Below are 17,622 nucleotides of genomic sequence, written 5' to 3'. Positions count from 1 at the left end.
TCCCTAGGTGGCGCATCAAAACGACGGCAAAGGGCCTTACTTTTGGCCGATGATTATTGCTGTGCGCAGCCCCCAACGGGGCCGCCGCGTTCGGCAAATAGCTTTTCTATCTGCTACTTCCAGCTCTCCCGATGCCAACTCCCGACGAGTACCGCGCCCGAGCCACCCGCCGCCGCAACCGCTTTGCCTATCCGCTGGGCATTTTCGGCATTCTGCTGATTACGTTCTCGTACTACTTCTACCAGATCTTCTACACGCCCAACGTGGAGACGAAAGGCCGCCCCACCTACGTGGTGGTGAAGCCTGGCCAAAGCGCCAAATCAGTGCTCGAAACCATCGACCAAAGCGGCGTTATCGTCGATAAGCTCTCGTTGCACTTTGTGGCCCGCCTCATGAAGTACGACCGACTTGTGAAGCCCGGCCGCTACGAGCTAAAAGACGGCTACACCAACCGCCAGCTCATCAACGACTTGCGCCGCGGTATTCAGGCCCCGCTCAAGCTCACGTTCCAGAACATCCGCCTGCGCCGCGACCTGGCCCGCAAGCTCAGCGAAAGCTTCGCTTCGCGGCCCCAGGAGTTCGACTCGCTCCTCAGCAGCAACGCCTACGCCCGCGACCTAGGGTTTCAGGACACCACGGCGCTGCTCACCATGTTCATCCCGAACACCTACGAGCTGTACTACACCACGCCTCCGCAAAAGGTACTCAAGCGCCTGAAAGAGGAGTACGAGAAGTTTTGGACGCCCGCCCGCGACGCCAAAGCCAAAGCCCTGGGCCTGAGCCGCGCCCAGGTGAGCACCCTGGCCAGCATTGTGGAGGCCGAGCAGCAGCAGCACGCCGATGAGCGCCCCCGCGTGGCGGGCGTGTACCTCAACCGCTTGGAGCGCGGCATGAAGCTGCAAGCCGACCCCACTGTGGTGTACGCCAACGGCGACTTCGGCATTCGGCGCGTGCTCAACGTGCACCTGCAGAAAGACTCGCCCTACAACACCTACAAATACGCCGGCCTGCCGCCCGGCCCCATCAACCTGCCCAGCATTGCCAGCATCGATGCCGTGCTGAACCCCGAGGAGCACAAGTACCTGTACTTCTGCGCCAAGGAGGATTTCAGCGGCTACCACGCTTTTGCCACCAACGAACGCGACCATATCCTGAACGCCCGCCGCTACCAGGCCGCCCTCACGCGCTCCGGCATCATGAAGTAAGCCTTTTCGTTTTTCGTTGTTCGCTTTTTTGTTGTTCGGTGCTGATCCTGAAGAGCAAAGCCACAACGAAAAACAAATAACCAAAAACGAGCAACGAAAAGAGCATGTATCAATCCGACGTTCATATCCGCGTCCGCTACGCCGAAACCGACCAAATGGGCTACGTGTACCACGGCAACTTCGCCGCGTACTTCGAGGTAGCCCGCACCGAGGCTTTCCGCCAGCTGGGCATCAGCTACAAGGAGCTGGAAGCCGAAGGCGTGGGCATGCCGGTAGGGGAGCTGCAGATCAAATTCCGGCGCCCGGCCCGCTACGACGACTTGCTGCGCGTGCGCATGTTACTCCGCCAAATGCCCGAAGGCTCGCGCGTGCTGTTCGAATACGAGATATACAACGAAGCCAACGAGCTACTCACCGAGGGCTCCACGCTCATGGTTTTCGTAAACAGCACCACTGGCCGGCCCACAGCCATTCCAGCGCATGTGCTCGATAGCATCAGGCCGTATTTTAGTGTTTAGGTATTAGGGCTTAGGTTTTAGGACTTGGGGCTAGGTATTGGTAATAAGGTGCTGCGCCCAGGAGCCACCGTCAGCCGATACCTAAGGCTACATCCACAAAACCTAATACCTAAGCCCTAGTCCCTATCTGACCATGGAGCTTCCCGATCGTTACCGCAAGGCGCTCATTCTGCGGCGCCGCCGCACCTACCGCCGCTTTATTCAGTGGCTGGCCGGGTTCCGGTTGCGCAACGGCGTTTCGATGTACGATGTGGTTGATCATATGCTCGACGAGCTGCGCTTCGACTCCATTACCAAGCGCAGCTCCTACATGGCCTTCAATTTCACGGTGGCCGTGTTTCCTACTATTATCTTCTTGTTCACGCTCATTCCCTACATCCAGATTCCGGGCCTGAGCATTGACATTCTGCAGTTTCTGGGCGACATCATGCCCAAGGAGATGTACGCTGCCACCCGCGAAACCATCGAGGACATCGTGTACATCCCGCACGGCGGCCTGCTGTCGTTTGGTTTTGCCACGGCGCTGGTGCTCAGCTCCAACGGCATCATGGCCCTGCTCGATGCCTTCGATAAAAAGCACAGCATTTTTAAGCGCCGCAGCTACCTGCGCAAGCGGGTAATTGCCACGGTGCTCACGGTGGTGCTGTCGTTGGCCTTGCTGGTGGCCGTGGCCGGCATCTTCTTCGGCACCTACATCATCGATGCCCTGGTGTACTACGAGATTGTGCCCGAGCGCCTCACCGAGTTTCTGATTTCGTTGCTGCGTTACGGCTCGGTGGTGGGGCTGTTCCTGTTCGTTACCTGCATGATTTATTACTACGTGCCGGCCGTGCAGGACCGGTGGCCGTTCCTGTCGGCCGGGGCCATCATCGCCACCGTGCTTATTCTGCTGGTGTCGTTCATGTTCGTGCTCTACATCAAGATCTTCGATAGCTACAACCACTTTTACGGCTCTATCGGTACGCTTGTCGGGTTTATGGTGTGGCTCGACTTCGTGTGCATGACCCTGATTCTGGGTTTTGAGGTGAACGTGAGCGTGGATGCCGTAACGGGTAGGGGCAAGGCCCGCAGGGCCAGCCAGGCAGCCAAAGCCTCGGCCTGAAAAATATCGGACTGAAAGCCAGCCAAGTGTGGGGCCAGAGGCCCAGGCAAAAGATTTTTTTGCCCAGTGTACTTGCATCGGGCAACATGGCCTACTAGTTTTGCAGTCCCCAAACCACTCATTTGGGCTACAGAGAGGTGGCAGAGTGGTCGAATGCGACGGATTCGAAATCCGTTATACCGGCAACGGTATCGGGGGTTCGAATCCCCCCCTCTCTGCAAAAAGGCTTTTTCGGCGCTGGAAAAGCCTTTTTTTATACCAAGCGCCAGCCAGAGGAGTGGCAGAGTGGTCGATTGCGGCGGTCTTGAAAACCGTTGAGGGTAACACCTCCGGGGGTTCGAATCCCTCCTCCTCTGCAAGCAAAAGTGCTGCCCCATCACCGGGGCAGCACTTTTGCTTTTAGTGCATCATCGTTGAGCTTGGTACGTATAAAGTTGTATTGTTGAGTTATGCTTTGCGTACAAATACTTATTGCCTTGGCGCACCCCTAGGGTAAGGGGGAAGTTTTGTTTACTTGCCTTGCGCCTCATTTGAGTTATTGGTTTTTTAACCTACATGTCCGACCTGCTATTCGACGTAAACCTGCAGCAGCTCCCAGATGAATATCTGACGGGTGCGTGGCGCGTGGCGGACAAGGTGCTGAACCGAACCGACCCCAGCACCCCGCTGGCCCAAGCTACGTTTGTGCACCTGCAGGCCAACACGTTGCACCTCGAGGGCGGGCAGCAGCTGCCGGGTAGCTGGAGCGTTCAGCGTGATGAAATGCTGAACCGGCCCTACATAGAGATTGAGGTGGCCCAGGAGAAAACCCGGGCCCTGATAACACGCTTGCGCCGCTCGGCCGATGGCCTGCAAAGCCAGCTTAATCTGTACTTCTTGTCGGGGATGGAAATGCAGCTGACCCAGCCGTAGCCCATTCCACCCTTGTACCTGACTGCAATGCAGAATTCCGAAACCGTTTCCGATTACGAACGCCTGCAAACCGCCGTGGAGGCGGCCGGCGTGGGCACCTGGGACTTTAACCCCATCACGGGCGAGCTGCAATGGTCGAACCGTTGCAAGGAGCTGTTTGGCTTGCCCCCCACGGCCGAGGTTGATTACCCCCGCTTTCTGGAAGGACTGCACCCCGACGACCGGGAGCCCACCGACAAGGTGGTGCAACAGGCCCTCGATCCGAAAGGCACCGGCTCGTACGACGTAGAATACCGTACCGTAGGGCTCGAAGACGGCGAGTTGCGCTGGGTACGCGCTACGGGCCGCGCTTTCTTCGATGCGGCGCGCAGCCAGGCCGTGCGTTTCATTGGCACCATCACCGACATTACGGCCTCCCGGCAAACCGAAAACAACTACCGCTTTCTGGCCGAAAATGCGCCCCTGCTGCTGCTGGTAACCAACGCGGCCGGCGAGCCAACCTACGCCAACAACAGCCTGCTGAAGTTTACCGGCTACACCTTGGCGCAACTGCAGGAAAGCTGGGCCGGCATTGTGCACCCCGACGACCTGGCCATGCTGGCCGAACGCTGGCAGCGTGCCATCGACCACGGCATTCCGTACCAGGCCGAATACCGGCTGCGCCGCCACGACGGCGAGTACTTCTGGTACCTCAACAACACCCAGCCGCAGCTCGATGCCGATGGCCAGGTGGTGCAGTGGGTGAACACCAGCACCGATATCGATGCCCGCCACCGTGCCGAGCAGCAGCTCGGCCAGCAGCAGGAAGAAATGCGCTGGGTAACGGAGCTGATGCCGCAAATGGTATGGGTAACCGATCCGCAGGGCTACCACACGTACTTCAACCAGCGCTGGATTGAGTTTACGGGCTACAACGTGGAGCAAAGCCAGGGCACCGAAATGTGGAACAACCTGCTGCACCCCGACGACCAGCAGCGGGCCCGCACCGTTTGGACGCACTCGCTCACGACCGGCGCGCCCTACGAAATCGAATATCGTTTTAAGTCGAAAGAAGGCGACTACCGCTGGTTTTTGGCCCGGGCGCTGCCCATGCGCGACGAGCAGGGGCAGATTACCAAGTGGTTTGGCACCTGCACCGACATCAACGAGCAAAAGCTGGCCTCGGAGCGGTTGCGCTGGAGCGAAGAGCGGTACGCCATGGCCTCGCTGGCTACCAACGACGCCATTTGGGATTGGAACCTCGAAACCAACGCCTTAACCTGGAATAACGCCATTGAACGCGTGTTTCAGTACCAGCCCGGCGAGGTGCAGGAAACCTCCGAATGGTGGTACAACCACATTCACCCGGAGGATGCCGAGCGCATCGTGCACGGCATTCATGAGGTGATTGACGGGGGCGGCAAATTGTGGAAGGACAGCTACCGCTACCGCCGCGCCGACGGCACCTACGCCGAGGTAATCGACCGGGGCCACATTGCGCACAACGAGGCCGGCAAGCCCGTGCGCATGATTGGCGCCATGCAGGACGTAAGCGAGCAGCGCCGCGCCGCGGCCGAGCTGCGCCGCCGCGAAGAGGAGTTCAGCACCCTGGCCGACAACGTGGCCCAGCTGGCCTGGATGGCCGAGGCCAACGGCGACATCTATTGGTACAACAAGCGCTGGTACGAGTTTACGGGCACCACGCTGGAGGAAATGCGCGGCTGGGGCTGGGAGAAAGTGCACCACCCCGACCACATCGAGCGGGTAGTGGCGTTTGTGCGCCAAGCCTGGGGGGCCGGCAAGGCCTGGGAGCTGTCGTTTCCGCTGCGCAGCCACGAGGGCGAGTACCGCTGGTTTCTGACGCGGGCCGTACCCGTGCACAACGAGCAGGGCGAAGTGGTGCGCTGGCTTGGCACCAACACCGACGTAACCGACATGCGCCAGATGCAGGAGCGCCTGGAGCGCGCCTACAACGACCTGGAGCTGAAAATCACGTTCCGCACGCTGGAGCTGGAGCGCGAAGTACAAAGCCTGAAACAGCAGCTCGGGCAAGCCTAGGTGTCTGCGGTATTGATAACGGCAAGGCCCCAACCGCCACAAGCGGTTGGGGCCTTGCCGTTGCGTGCGGATAGGGGTGCCGCCCTAGGTGGTGCGGCCGCCCCAGGGCAAAGGCACACTACAACTCGTGCGGCGAAGCCTCCCGGCGGGCCCAGCAATTGAGGTGCTCAACGGTGGTGTCGGCTATGTTTTGCAGGGCTTCGCGCGTCAGGAAAGCCTGGTGGCCGGTGATGAGCACGTTTTTGAAGGCCAGCAGGCGCGCAAACGTGTCGTCGGCGGGTAGCGGCTCGTGCGAATGATCGAAAAAAAACAGGCCTTTCTCGTGCTCGTACACATCGAGCCCCAGGGCGCCTAGGTGCCCGCTCCGGAGGGCGGCAATGGCAGCTTCGGTATCGAGCACGCCCCCGCGGCCCGTGTTGATGAGCATGGCGCCGGGCTTCATTTGCTGCAGCAGCCCGGCCCCGATAAAGTGGCGGGTGTGCTCGTTGAGCGGGGCATGGATGCTTACGATGTCGGACTGCGCAAACACCTCTTCGAGCGAAGTATACGCCAGGCCGTAGCGCTCGGTGAGGGCGGCGTTCGGGGCCGGATCGTAGCCGAGCAGCCGGCAGCCGAAGCCGTGCAGAATACGCGCCAGCACCCCGCCGATGCGCCCGCAGCCCACAATGCCCACGGTTTTGCCGTTCATATCAAACCCCACCAGCCCATCGAGCCGGAAATCGTAGTTGCGCAGGTTGTAATCGGCCTGGCGCAGGCGGCGGTTCAGGGCCAGCATGAGGGCCACGGCGTGCTCGGCCACGGAGTAGGGCGAGTACTCGGGCACGTTGGCCACGCGCAGCCCTAGGTGGCGCGCGTGGGGCAGGGCCACCTGGTCGTGGCCGGCGGCGCGCACGGCCACATGGCGTACCCCGGCGGCGCGCAGGGCCTCGAGCACCGGAGCCGAGGCGTCGTCGTTGGTGAAAATGGATACGGCCTCGGCGCCCGCAGCCAGGTGGGCGGTGGCGCTGCTCAGGCTGGCTGGCTCAAATATCAATTGGTGCCGGCCGGCGTTGGCCTGCTCCAGGTAGGGCTGTTCGTAAGGTTTGGTGCTGAATACAACCGTTCGCATAAAATTGCTTGATTGGCAGCCGGCAAAGTTGCGCAGCCGTGCCGCCGCGCCCGCCGTACTGCCTGCTATGAACGACGACGACGCCAATATATCACGGCTGCCGCTCAACGAAACGTACTCGGCCCGCAACCAGGAGCGCAAGTTTCTGGAAGGGCCCAAGTCGCGGCGCAGCGAGCTAAAGTTCTTGTTTGAGGTGCTGCGCGATTTTGTGCGCGGCCTGCGCACGCTCCACAACGTGGGCCCGTGCGTTTCGGTGTTCGGCTCGGCGCGCGTGAAGGAGGGTTCGGCGTTCTACGAGCAGGCCCGGGCCCTGGGGGCCGGCGTCAGCCGCATGGGCTTTACGGTGCTTACGGGCGGCGGGCCGGGCATTATGGAAGCCGCCAACCGCGGCGCCCGCGAGGCCGGCGGCCTGTCGGTGGGCCTGAATATTCTGCTGCCGCACGAGCAATCGAGCAACCAATACCTCGATAAGTGGCTGACGTGCCGCTACTTTTTCGTGCGCAAAGTGCTGCTGATCAAGTATTCCTACGCCTTCGTGATTATGCCCGGCGGCATCGGCACCATGGACGAGTTCTTCGAGGCCCTTACGCTGATTCAGAACAAGAAAATCGACCACTTTCCGGTGGTGATTGTGGGCAAAGAGTACTGGGAGCCGCTCGAAAACCTGATGGCCGAAATGGCCGCCAACGGCATGATTTCGTCGGAAGACCTGCAGTTGCTTACCTACACCGACTCGGTGGAGGAGGCCCTGGCGCACATCGAGGAACACGCCATCCGAAAGTTTCGGCTGGCCTACGGCCGCCGGCGCCCTAGGTGGTAGCCGGCCCCGCCGGCTAAATGCCCCGAAACAGCTCCACGGTTTGCAGGTAGTTGGGCACCGTTACCGAGGGCCAGTGCCGCTCCTGCTCCAGGGCCTGCTGCAAACCTAGGGCGCCGGCGGCCTCGCCGTGCACGATGAAGGTGCGCTTGGGCGGTTTGCCGAAGTGGCCAAGCCAGCGCAGCAGCTCGGTGCGGTCGGCGTGGGCCGAGAAACCGTCGAGCAACTCCACGTGGCAACGCACCGGCACCAGCTCGCCGAATAGCTTAATGGCGGTGGCGCCCTCCTGCAAGCTGCGGCCGCGGGTGCCCTCGGCCTGGTAGCCCACCAGCAGCACGGTATCGTGGGGGCGGGGCAGGCGGTGCGCGAGGTGGTGCAAAATGCGGCCGCCCGTGCACATGCCGCTGGCCGAAATAATAATGGCGCCGCCTGCCAGGCTGTTCAGGTTTTTCGACTCCGACTGCTCCTGCACAAAGCGCAGCCCATCAAAGTCGAACACGTTGCCCTCGCCGAGCTTGTGGTCGTCGGGGTGGCGCGGGTACAGGCCCGAAATGCTGATGGCCATGGGGCTATCCACGTACACCGGCACCCGCGGAATGCGGCCCAGCTTGCGCAGGCGCTTGAGGTGGTAGAGCAGGGTTTGGGTGCGCCCCACGGCAAAGGCCGGAATCACGAGGCAACCGCCCCGGCCCAGGGCCTCGTTGACGATGCGCGCCAGCTCGCCCTCAGGGTCGGCCACGCGGTTGTCGCGGTTGCCGTAGGTCGATTCGACGAGCAGCACATCGGCCGCGGCAATGGGCGTGGGGTCGTGCAGCAGCGGGGTGTCGTAGCGGCCCAGGTCGCCCGAAAACACCAGGCGCTTGAGCTGCTCGTCGCCCTGCACCTGCATTTGCACAATGGCTGAGCCCAGAATGTGCCCGGCATCGCGAAACACTACCGAAACGCCTTCTACCACCGGCACGGGCGTATCGTAACGGAAGCTTTGCACCAACTCCAGCACGCGCTCGGCATCGGCGGTGGTGTAGAGCGGCAGGGCAGGGTGGTGCTTGGAGTAGCCGCGGTGGTTGGCAAAAGCAGCTTCTTCTTCCTGCAGCTTGGCCGAATCGAGCAGCAAAATGCGGAGCATGTCGTGGGTGGCGGCGGTGCACAGAATGCGCCCCCGGAAGCCGTCCTTGTGCAGCCGCGGCAGGTAGCCCGAGTGGTCGATGTGGGCGTGGGTGAGCACCACGGCGTCGAGGTCGGCGGGTTCGAGCGGCAGCGGCTCGCGGTTGCGCAGGCGCAGCTCCTTCAGCCCCTGAAACAGGCCGCAATCGACGAGCAGCTGGTGCCGCCGCTGCGGGCCCCGAAAATCGAGCAGATACTTGGAGCCGGTAACTGTGTGAGCTCCGCCCAAAAACCTAATATCCAAATCCATAACGCCAACGGTAGCTTGTGCGGGCAGCCATAAAAAAGCCCGGCCGCACCTAGGTGGTGGGCCGGGCTAAAGAACGGATTTCCTGTGGGCTTGCCAACGGTTATTTCACTACCAAGCTGCCGCGCAGCATGCCCATGCCGCAGGTAAAGCTGAAACGGCCGGCCTGCTGGGGCAGCAGCTCGATAAGCGTGGTTTGGAAAGCGGGCAGCTCGCGCCGGATGTTGAAATCGGGAAACACGATTTCCTCGGAGCAGCTGGCATCTTCGTCGCGGTAAAAATGGAGCTGCACGGGCTTGCCGTGTTCCACCTCGATGACATCGGGCGAGTAGCCGCCCTTCACGGTCACGTCGATCTGCTGCAAGCCGGTGCTTGAGGATACGGCGCTTACGGCTTGATGCGGAGCCAGGAAGAAGTACCAGATGACCAGCACAGCCAGGCCAAGGCCGACGGTGGTTACGATGATTACGGCGGTATCCATTGGGCGGGAGTTGTTAGGGGTGATGTAGCGCGGTGTAGCGCGTTGTAGCGCGAACTTTGTAGTCCGCGTCCACAGATAATAATGTCTGACCTAGGGTGCGGCGCGGTGTAGCGCGGGCTTCAGCCCGCGTTTGCTAGAACGATTGTCCCTATGCGGTTTCGTCCTAACGATTTCGTTCACGCAAACGCGGGCTGAAGCCCGCGCTACACGCAACGATTGATTTTACTATCTGTGGACGCGGACTACAAAGTCCGCGCTACAACGCGCTACTGCTGTTCTGCTTTGAAGCCGCGCAGGCGCAGCGAGTTGGTGAGCACCGACACCGAGCTGAGGGCCATGGCGGCCGCAGCCAGCATGGGCGAGAGCAGTATGCCGAAGAAGGGGTAAAGCAAGCCCGCCGCCACCGGAATACCCAAGGTGTTGTAGATGAAGGCGAAGAACAGGTTTTGCTTGATGATGCGGATGGTTTGGCGCGAAAGGTCGATGGCCGTAACCACGCCCTGCAAATCGGAGCGCATGAGCGTGATGCTGGCGGCCTCCATGGCCACATCGGTGCCCGAGCTGATGGCCATGCCCACATCGGCCTGGGCCAGGGCCGGCGCATCGTTGATGCCGTCGCCTACCATAGCCACGGTATGGCCTTCGGCTTGCAGCTCTTTCACTTTGCTGGCCTTGTGCTGCGGCATTACCTCGGCGAAGTAGCGCCCAATGCCCACTTGCTCGGCCACTTTGGCGGCGGTGTGGCGGTTGTCGCCGGTCATCATCACCACCTCAATGCCCAGGCGCTGCAGCCGCTGAATGGCCGCCCGCGAGGAGTCGCGTACCGTATCGGCCACGGCAACCATGGCGGCCAGCTGCCCGCCTACGGCCGCGTAGAGCACCGTTTTGGCTTCGTTGAGCAACCGCTCGGCCTGCTGCTCCTGCTCGGCCGAAAGCGCTACGTTGTGCTCGGCCAGCAGGCGGCGGTTGCCGATGAGTACCGGCTGGCCCGCCACCGTGGCGCCGGCCCCGCGCCCCTCGTAGGCCTCGAAACCGGTAGCGGCCAGCTTTTCGGTGGTTTGCTGCTCGGCGTAGCGCACCACGGCCTCGGCCAGCGGGTGCTCCGATTGGCGCTCCACGGCGGCCAGCAGGGCCAGCAGCTGGCCGGGCGCGGGGGTACCTAGGGCGGGTACAAAGTCGGTTACGCTGGGCTCGCCGCGCGTAATGGTGCCGGTTTTATCGAGCAGCACGGCCGTTACCTGGTGCGCTTTTTCGAGGGCTTCGGCGTTGCGTACCAGCACGCCGTGCTCGGCGCCTTTGCCCGAGCCTACCATAATGGCCGTGGGCGTGGCCAGGCCAAGGGCGCAGGGGCAGGCGATAATCAGCACGGCCACAAAGTTGACCAGGGCCAGCGGCAGGCGGGCTTCCACCGGGGCCAGATCGAACCACAGCACGAAGGTGAGGATGGCAATAACCACCACCGTGGGCACGAAGATGGCGCTGATTTTATCAGCCAGGCGTTGGATGGGTGCGCGCGAGCCCTGCGCATCTTCCACCATTTTAATGATGTGCGCCAGCATGGTGTCGGCCCCCACTTTGGTAACCCGGAAGCGAAACGCGCCGGTCTTGTTGAGCGTGGCCCCGAACACGTTGTCGCCGGGTTTTTTCTCGACGGGCAGGCTCTCGCCGGTGAGCATGGCCTCATCCACGGCCGAGCGGCCTTCGAGCACCACGCCATCGGTGGCTACTTTTTCGCCGGGGCGCACCAGCACCACGTCGTGCAGGCGCACCTGCTCGATGGGCACATCGGCCTCCTGGCCATCGGGGCGCAGCACGCGGGCGGTGCGGGCCTGCAGGCCTATGAGCTTGCGAATAGCGGCCGAGGTTTGGGTTTTGGCGCGCAGCTCGAGCACCTTGCCCAGCAAAATAAGCGTGATGATGGTGGCTGTGGTGTCGTAATACACCTCGGGCATGATGCCGCGGCTGGTGAACACCTGCGGCGCTACCGTGGCCACGAGGCTGTAGAGGAAAGCCGCACCAGTGCCCACGGCAATCAGCGTATCCATGTTGGCGGCGCGGTGGCGCAGGGCGTTCCAGGCCGAGGTGTAAAATTCGCGGCCGCTGTAGAGCAGCACCGGCAGGGTGAGCACCAGCAGCACGTAGTTGAGCACGGGCATCGAGATGCGCGTCATCAGGGCCGGCCACAGCATCAGCATAGAAGCGGGCATGATGATGGCCGTGAGCCCGGCCGACACCCAAAACCGGCGTTTCAGCTTGGCAAAGGCAGCGGCTTTCTGGCGCTCCAGCTCCGCGGTGCGCTCGGCGGCCGAGGTGGTGGGCGCGGGCGGAGCCGCTACGCCGAACCCGGCATTTACCACGGCGGCCTCCAGTCCGGGCCGGTCGATTTCGGTGGGGCGGTACTCTACGGTGGCTTTTTCGGTGGCCAGGTTTACCACGGCGCGCTGCACCCCGGGCGTGCGGCTGAGCGCGCGCTCCACAAAGTTTACGCACGAGGCGCACGTCATGCCCTCGATGTCGAGGGTTTCGGTGCGGGTAGGCTGGGCAGCAGCCACCGGGGCGGGGTGGCCCGCGGGCTGGGGCGTGTGCCCTAGGTGCCGGGCCGTGCTAGCTGCGGCAACAGCCACGGCGGGCTCGGGCTGCAGGTAAGCGGCAGGGTCGGCAGCGAATTTCGATTGGCAGGACGCGGAGCAGAAGACATAGTCTTGCCCGGCGTGGTGCGAGCGGTGGCGGGCCGTGGTGGCATCCACGCGCATGCCGCATACAGGGTCGCGTTGCATGGTCATGGCAGGGGAGTAGTTCGGGGTGACATGCGGCGGAAAACAGCTAGCCCTCCGACTCTACAAAGAACGTAACGACCTAGGGCGGCGGCGGTACGGAATTGCGCGCTCCGCCGTACGGGATTATGCCCCTGCTGCGGGCTTTGTACAGAATGGCACGCAGGCACTTACACAATTCGGCGCCGGCAAAAGGCTCGGCGGCGGAGTTATACCTTTGTGGCCAGCAACGCAACCGTTGGTTTTCCACCGTTTCAACCCATACCCATGAACAAGCTTTTCTCGCTGCTGCTCGCCGCCAGCCTGCTCACTGCCTGCAACAACAAGCCCACCAACGACGTGGATACCGCCGCGCCCACCGCCGCCACCGCCGATTCGGCCAAAATCGAGCAGCCCGCCGACGAAGTATCGCGCCCCTCGACGGAAGGCGGCACCGGCGACCAAACCAACACCGGCCAAACCACCAGCTACGTGTGCCCCATGAAGTGCGAAGGCGGCGTGAGCAACCAGCCCGGCAAGTGCCCCACCTGCGGCATGGACCTGGAAAAGCAAGGCTAGTAGCCGAACCCAAATCGAGCCAGCATCGGCCCCGTGTCAATTTGGTGCGGGGCTTTTGCATGCAGGCGCCAGGCAGTGCCTCCAACGACCTGGGGGCTGACAAGCCCGACAGGGCCTACCATTGGTCGGCCGCCGGTACGCTGCAGCAGGCCGCGGAAATGTTGTAAGCGCCGCCCCCTAATCCTGTACCGGCTACCCAGCACCTGGGGCGTAGTTTTGTCGTTGTAGTGACATGGGTAGCCGCTGGCTGCCTTTTCCAGATAAGCGTTCTTGCCATGAACACCCTTCGCTTCAAAACCAATATCAACTGCGGTGGCTGCATCAAAGCCGTTACGCCCACCCTCAACCAGGTAGCAGGCCAGGGCAACTGGCAGGTAGACACCAACGTGCCCGAAAAAATCCTGACGGTACAAACCGATACCACCACCGCCCAGCAAGTAGTAGCGGCCATACAGGAGGCTGGCTTCGAAATTCAGCCGGCGTAGCCAACCCTGCCCAACAGCCCGCAGGCCCGCCCAACATGCGTTCGGCGGGCCTGCTTGTTTTTGGGTTGAGAGCCGCGCAAGGCCCTAGGTGCCCGATTGCTGAGGTGGCACCGGGGAGGGGCAGGCAGTTACTTACGGCGGCGCTTATCCCACCAGATATAGCCGCCAAACAGCAGCAACCCCACGCCCGACACCCACAGCAAACCGGTTTTAAGCCGGTCGCTATCCTGGCCGAGGTAGGCGAGCAGCCCGATCAGCGGCAGAATAGCCACTGCCGTAACGCCGATAAACCGGAAATAGCCCATGCGCGCCACGCCGCCCACAAAGCTGATGGCATCGTTGGAAATGATGGGCGTAAGGCGGGCCAGCGCCACCGCGCCCAGGCCGTAGCGCTCCACAAACTCGGTTACTTTCTGCTGGTTTTTGTGGCCCAGCAGCTTCGTTACAAACGCTTCGCCCAGGCCGCGGCCAATCCAATACCCCACGCTGGAGGTTACGATAACCCCCGCCCAGGCCAGCGCCGCGCCCCACACCGGCCCGTAGGCCAGTATGGCCACCAGTATCAACAAGGCATTGTTGATAACCACCAGAAACATCTGCGCTATCATGGCCAGCACCAGCACCACCGGGCCCCAGTAGCCAAACTGCTGCACCCATTGGGCCACGCGCTGCTGCTCGCCGCTGCGCAGGGCTGCCCAACCCGCCTGCACCTGCTCCTGAAAAGCCGGCCACAAAAAATAGCAGGCTGCCAACGAGCCGATTATGCCCATGGAAATGAAAAGCGGCAAGCGCGAGGATTTGGGTTCGGCAGGGGTAGGAGAGGTCATATGCAAAAACCAGGTGTGTCCCTGCTAACGGCAAGCCAGCCCTGGAGTTGGGCGGGTGGGTGGCTGGTATGTACCCCACCTGTCATCCTGACGAAGGAAGGGCCTTGCCCCCGGGCCCCTGCCCAATGCGGGGAGCCGAGCGACCTAGGGCGTTTGGGCAACAGAGCAGCGGGCAGCGCGGCGGCGAAGGCGCAAGCCGCAGCCGCCGCAATCGTTGCTGACTGCCGCGCCGCCGTGGCTCCCCCTTCCCCATGTCGCGCATCGAGCGAGGTAGGGGCCGGGGGTGAGGCCCCAACGTCAGCAACGATTATCAACCACCCCGGCGTCAGCTAAAGCTGCCGCATCCCCTCCTCATCTGAGGAGGGGAGCATGCTTCGCGCCAGCCCTTAACCCCTACCAACTTATGCGCAACGGCCGCGTATTAGCAGGGCTGCCAACGCGCCGGGTACCCGGCCGGGCGCGCAGCGCCACACACCTATGCGCATATTGTTTGGGGCCTGTTTGCTCCTGGGTTGGCTTGCCGCGTTGCCAGCCCACGGGTACTCGGTGCTTACCCACATGGCCAACATCGACTCTACCTGGAGGCGGTGCCTGGTACCCACCATCGAGCGGCGTTTTCCGGGAGCTACCCCCGATGAGCTGCGCGAGGCCAAAGCCCACGCCTACGGCGGCGCCATTATTCAGGACATGGGTTTTTACCCGTTCGGCTCCAAGCTCTTCACCAACCTAACGCACTACGTACGCAGCGGCGACTTCGTGCGCGCCCTGCTCGACTCGGCCCGCACCCGCGACGAATACGCCTTTGCCCTGGGTGCTTTGGCCCACTACGTATCCGACATCCACGGCCACCCCGAGGGCACCAACCGCGCCATGGCCTCGGTGTACCCCGAGCTGGCCGCCCAATACGGCCCCACCATCACCTACGAAGAAGCCCCCAAGCAGCACACGCAGCTCGAGTTTGCCTTCGATGTGGTGCAGGTAGCCGCCGGCCGCTACCGCTCCGACGACTACCACCAGGCCATTGGCTTTAAGGTGAGCAAAGAGGTGCTGGAGCGCGCGTTTCTGGCCACCTACGGCCTCAAGCTGGGCCAAACCATTGCCAACGTCGACCTGAGCATTGCCTCGTACCGCTTCAGCATCAGCCAGCTGATACCCACCGCCACCCGGGCCGCCTGGCACAGCCAGCGCGACGAAATCCGGAAGCTCAGCCCCAACGCCCGCCGCCGCGACTACGTGTACCGCTACAACGAGCGGCAGTACCGGCGCGAGTTTGGCGGGGCCTACCAGCGCCCCGGCCTGGGGGCCCGCCTGCTGAGCGGCGTGGTGCGCGTAATTCCCAAAATCGGCCCCCTCAGGCCGTTTGCCTTCACGCTGCCCACGCCCGAGGCGCAGCGGTTTTTCCGGCAAAGCTTCCGGACCGTGTTGCAGCAGTACTGCACCGCCGTGGAGCAGCAGCAGGCCCAGCCGCCGCACCGCCTCATCAACACCGATTTCGATACGGGCAAGCCTACCCGCGCCGGCGAGTACTCCCTCACCGACGAAACCTACGGCGAGTGGGTGCGCCGCCTCGCCGACGACAAATTCGCCGCCGTTACGCCGGCCGTGCAGCAAAACGTCCTACGCTTTTTCGACAACCCGCTTCGCCCGATAACGTCCGAAGAGGAGCGCAAAGCCAAAACCCAGGCGCAAACCCAGGAGGCCCTGCAGCAGCTCCGCAGCTGGAAACGGTAGGGGGTGTTGCGGCGCTGTGGCCTCACCCCCGGCCCCTCTCCGGGGAGAGAGGGGAGCCACGGCGGCGCGGCCGTCAGCAACCTCAGCAACGATTGCGGGGCCGCCGAACTTAGGTTCGGCGGCCCCGCCGCGTTTCCGGCACCTAGGGCGCATGTAGCGCGGAAATCCGTTGGCTACGCCGGGGCGGCGGCGAAGGCGCGAGCCGCAGCCGCCGCAATCGTTGCTGACGGCCGCGCCGCCGTGGCTCCCCTCTCTCCCCGGAGAGGGGCCGGGGGTGAGGCCACACCCAACCCCAACCCATACCTTTGCCGCTCTCCCAACACCCATTCCCATTTTATGCTACCTGCACACCTAGGGCAGCTGCGCCGCGCGGCGCTTGGCCTGTTTCTGCTGCTGATTTTTGTCCCCGCCTTCGCCGCCCCCGCCGATGGCCCCAAGCCCGCCCTCACCAACGGCACGCCTACCATCACCACCTCCGATGGCATCCGGCTCTTCACCAAAATCACGGGCCAGGGCCGGCCGTGCGTGTTCATCCACGGCGGGCCCGGCGCCTGGAGCGGTATGCCCGAAACCTTCATCGACCCGCTGGTGAAGGACAAGCTGCAAATGGTGTGGTACGACCAGCGCGGCAGCGGCCGCACCCCCAACGACCCCAACAAAAACTACTCGCTCGAGCGCCAGATTCAGGACCTCGAAGACCTGCGCCAGCAGCTCGGCCTGGAGCAGTGGCTGGTAATGGCGCACTCCTTTGGCGGTACCATTGCCACCGAGTACGCTGCCCGCTACCCCCAGCGCGTGCAAGGCCTCGTGCTGCTCAATTGCACGCTTAGCCTCGAAGAAGCCATGAAAAACACCGTGGCCGGCGCCTTGCCCTACCTGCCCGCCGAGGCCAAAGCCCCGCTGCAGGATGCCGCTAAGTCGGCCGAGGAGCGCTTTGGTATGCTGATGCCCCAGATGAAGCCCGAAATCTGGCAGAAGCTGCAGTACCAAACCATCGAAAGCCACCAGAAGGTAACCGAGGCCGACAAAGGCAACCCCGGCACCGGCGAGTTCGGCTCCTACGGCTTCAGCCTGCCCGATTACCGCAAAAACTTCCTCGCCCTAACGCCCCAAATCAAAGCTCCCGTGCTGGTGGTTACCGGCAAAATCGACAACTGCGTGGGCCCCGAGCACTACAAGCTGTTCCGCTTCCCCAACCAGCAAGTAGCCCAAATGCAAACCGGCCACGTGCCCTTCGTAGAGGAGCCCCAGGCCGTAGCCAAAGCCATTGCCCACTGGCTGAAAAAGCTCCCCCGCAAAGCCTAGGTGCCGTAGCCGCGTGTAGCGCGCCGTAGCGCGGTGTAGCGCGGTGTAGCGCGGACTTTGTAGTCCGCGTCCACAGAAAGTAATTTCTGACCTAGGGCGGAAGCGCGTGTAGCGTGGGCTTTAGCCCGCGTGTGCCAGAACGATTGGTCCTGCGCGGTTTCGCCCCGTCGATTTCGTTCGAGTAAATGCGAATTAGAAGTTTGCGCTACCGGCAACGATTAAGGTTACTATCTGTGGACGCGGACTACAAAGTCCGCGCTACACCGCGCTACACCGCGCCGCCGTGGCTCCCCCTCTCTTTTGGAGAGGGGGCCGGGGGGTGAGGTCCCCTTTGTACCTTGCCAAAAAGTT

15 protein-coding genes and 2 tRNA genes are annotated in these 17,622 nt (G+C 62.7%); 12 read left to right on the top strand and 5 right to left on the bottom strand.

Annotated features, from left to right (window positions below; all coding sequences use genetic code 11):
• The first annotated feature begins 131 nt into the window (after positions 1-131).
• The 7 genes from mltG to OIS50_RS09720 all read left to right on the top strand — a co-directional run bounded on the left by mltG (position 132) and on the right by OIS50_RS09720 (position 5,774).
• Positions 132-1,205 carry an endolytic transglycosylase MltG gene (mltG, locus tag OIS50_RS09750; RefSeq protein WP_264690450.1) on the top strand — a complete coding sequence of 358 codons (1,074 nt, stop codon included), beginning with the start codon at positions 132-134 and terminating at the stop codon, positions 1,203-1,205.
• Positions 1,206-1,309: 104 nt separating this feature from the next.
• Positions 1,310-1,723 carry an acyl-CoA thioesterase gene (locus OIS50_RS09745; protein WP_264690449.1) on the top strand — a complete coding sequence of 138 codons (414 nt, stop codon included), beginning with the start codon at positions 1,310-1,312 and terminating at the stop codon, positions 1,721-1,723.
• Positions 1,724-1,856: 133 nt separating this feature from the next.
• A complete protein-coding gene (locus OIS50_RS09740; protein WP_264690448.1) occupies positions 1,857-2,825 on the top strand; it encodes a YihY/virulence factor BrkB family protein in 969 nt (322 codons plus the stop codon).
• A gap of 131 nt (positions 2,826-2,956) precedes the next feature.
• A tRNA-Ser gene (locus tag OIS50_RS09735) sits at positions 2,957-3,043 on the top strand.
• Between the two features lie 53 nt (positions 3,044-3,096).
• Positions 3,097-3,181 (top strand) — tRNA-Ser (locus OIS50_RS09730).
• A gap of 199 nt (positions 3,182-3,380) precedes the next feature.
• Positions 3,381-3,737, top strand: coding sequence for a hypothetical protein (locus tag OIS50_RS09725; RefSeq protein WP_264690447.1), 357 nt, complete (start codon positions 3,381-3,383; stop codon positions 3,735-3,737).
• Between the two features lie 27 nt (positions 3,738-3,764).
• The gene (locus tag OIS50_RS09720) at positions 3,765-5,774 is read left to right on the top strand and encodes a PAS domain-containing protein (RefSeq protein ID WP_264690446.1); all 2,010 of its coding nucleotides are present in this window, start codon (positions 3,765-3,767) and stop codon (positions 5,772-5,774) included.
• A 118-nt stretch (positions 5,775-5,892) separates the two neighbouring features.
• On the opposite strand, the gene OIS50_RS09715 is transcribed toward OIS50_RS09720, so the two are convergent.
• A complete protein-coding gene (locus OIS50_RS09715) occupies positions 5,893-6,882 on the bottom strand; it encodes a 2-hydroxyacid dehydrogenase (RefSeq protein WP_264690445.1) in 990 nt (329 codons plus the stop codon).
• Between the two features lie 67 nt (positions 6,883-6,949).
• Between OIS50_RS09715 and OIS50_RS09710 the strand changes: the two genes are divergently transcribed.
• Positions 6,950-7,702 (top strand): LOG family protein, encoded by a 753-nt coding sequence (locus tag OIS50_RS09710; RefSeq protein WP_264690444.1) that lies wholly within the window; start codon positions 6,950-6,952, stop codon positions 7,700-7,702.
• 13 nt (positions 7,703-7,715) lie between these two features.
• Here OIS50_RS09710 and OIS50_RS09705 read toward each other — a convergent pair whose 3' ends face one another.
• The 3 genes from OIS50_RS09705 to OIS50_RS09695 all read right to left on the bottom strand — a co-directional run bounded on the left by OIS50_RS09705 (position 7,716) and on the right by OIS50_RS09695 (position 12,374).
• The gene (locus tag OIS50_RS09705) at positions 7,716-9,113 is read right to left on the bottom strand and encodes an MBL fold metallo-hydrolase RNA specificity domain-containing protein (protein ID WP_264690443.1); all 1,398 of its coding nucleotides are present in this window, start codon (positions 9,111-9,113) and stop codon (positions 7,716-7,718) included.
• Between the two features lie 100 nt (positions 9,114-9,213).
• Positions 9,214-9,591 carry a cupredoxin domain-containing protein gene (locus OIS50_RS09700; protein WP_264690442.1) on the bottom strand — a complete coding sequence of 126 codons (378 nt, stop codon included), beginning with the start codon at positions 9,589-9,591 and terminating at the stop codon, positions 9,214-9,216.
• 266 nt (positions 9,592-9,857) lie between these two features.
• The gene (locus OIS50_RS09695) at positions 9,858-12,374 is read right to left on the bottom strand and encodes a heavy metal translocating P-type ATPase (RefSeq protein ID WP_264694307.1); all 2,517 of its coding nucleotides are present in this window, start codon (positions 12,372-12,374) and stop codon (positions 9,858-9,860) included.
• Positions 12,375-12,632: 258 nt separating this feature from the next.
• On the opposite strand from OIS50_RS09695, the gene OIS50_RS09690 reads away from it, so the two are divergent.
• Both OIS50_RS09690 and OIS50_RS09685 read left to right on the top strand, forming a co-directional pair.
• Positions 12,633-12,923, top strand: coding sequence for a heavy metal-binding domain-containing protein (locus OIS50_RS09690; protein WP_264694305.1), 291 nt, complete (start codon positions 12,633-12,635; stop codon positions 12,921-12,923).
• A 275-nt stretch (positions 12,924-13,198) separates the two neighbouring features.
• A complete protein-coding gene (locus OIS50_RS09685) occupies positions 13,199-13,408 on the top strand; it encodes a heavy-metal-associated domain-containing protein (protein ID WP_264694304.1) in 210 nt (69 codons plus the stop codon).
• A gap of 128 nt (positions 13,409-13,536) precedes the next feature.
• Here OIS50_RS09685 and OIS50_RS09680 read toward each other — a convergent pair whose 3' ends face one another.
• On the bottom strand, positions 13,537-14,235 hold the full coding sequence (locus OIS50_RS09680; protein ID WP_264694302.1) for a TVP38/TMEM64 family protein: 699 nt from the start codon (positions 14,233-14,235) through the stop codon (positions 13,537-13,539).
• Positions 14,236-14,712: 477 nt separating this feature from the next.
• On the opposite strand from OIS50_RS09680, the gene OIS50_RS09675 reads away from it, so the two are divergent.
• Positions 14,713-15,966 carry a zinc dependent phospholipase C family protein gene (locus tag OIS50_RS09675; protein ID WP_264694300.1) on the top strand — a complete coding sequence of 418 codons (1,254 nt, stop codon included), beginning with the start codon at positions 14,713-14,715 and terminating at the stop codon, positions 15,964-15,966.
• 336 nt (positions 15,967-16,302) lie between these two features.
• Entirely contained in the window at positions 16,303-17,271 is a 969-nt protein-coding gene (locus OIS50_RS09670; RefSeq protein WP_264694298.1) for an alpha/beta fold hydrolase, read from the top strand.
• Positions 17,272-17,622 lie beyond the last annotated feature (351 nt).

It is taken from the genome of Hymenobacter sp. YIM 151858-1, from assembly GCF_025979705.1.
Lineage (GTDB): Bacteria > Bacteroidota > Bacteroidia > Cytophagales > Hymenobacteraceae > Solirubrum.
This window is presented reverse-complemented; position numbering and strand designations above follow the sequence as displayed.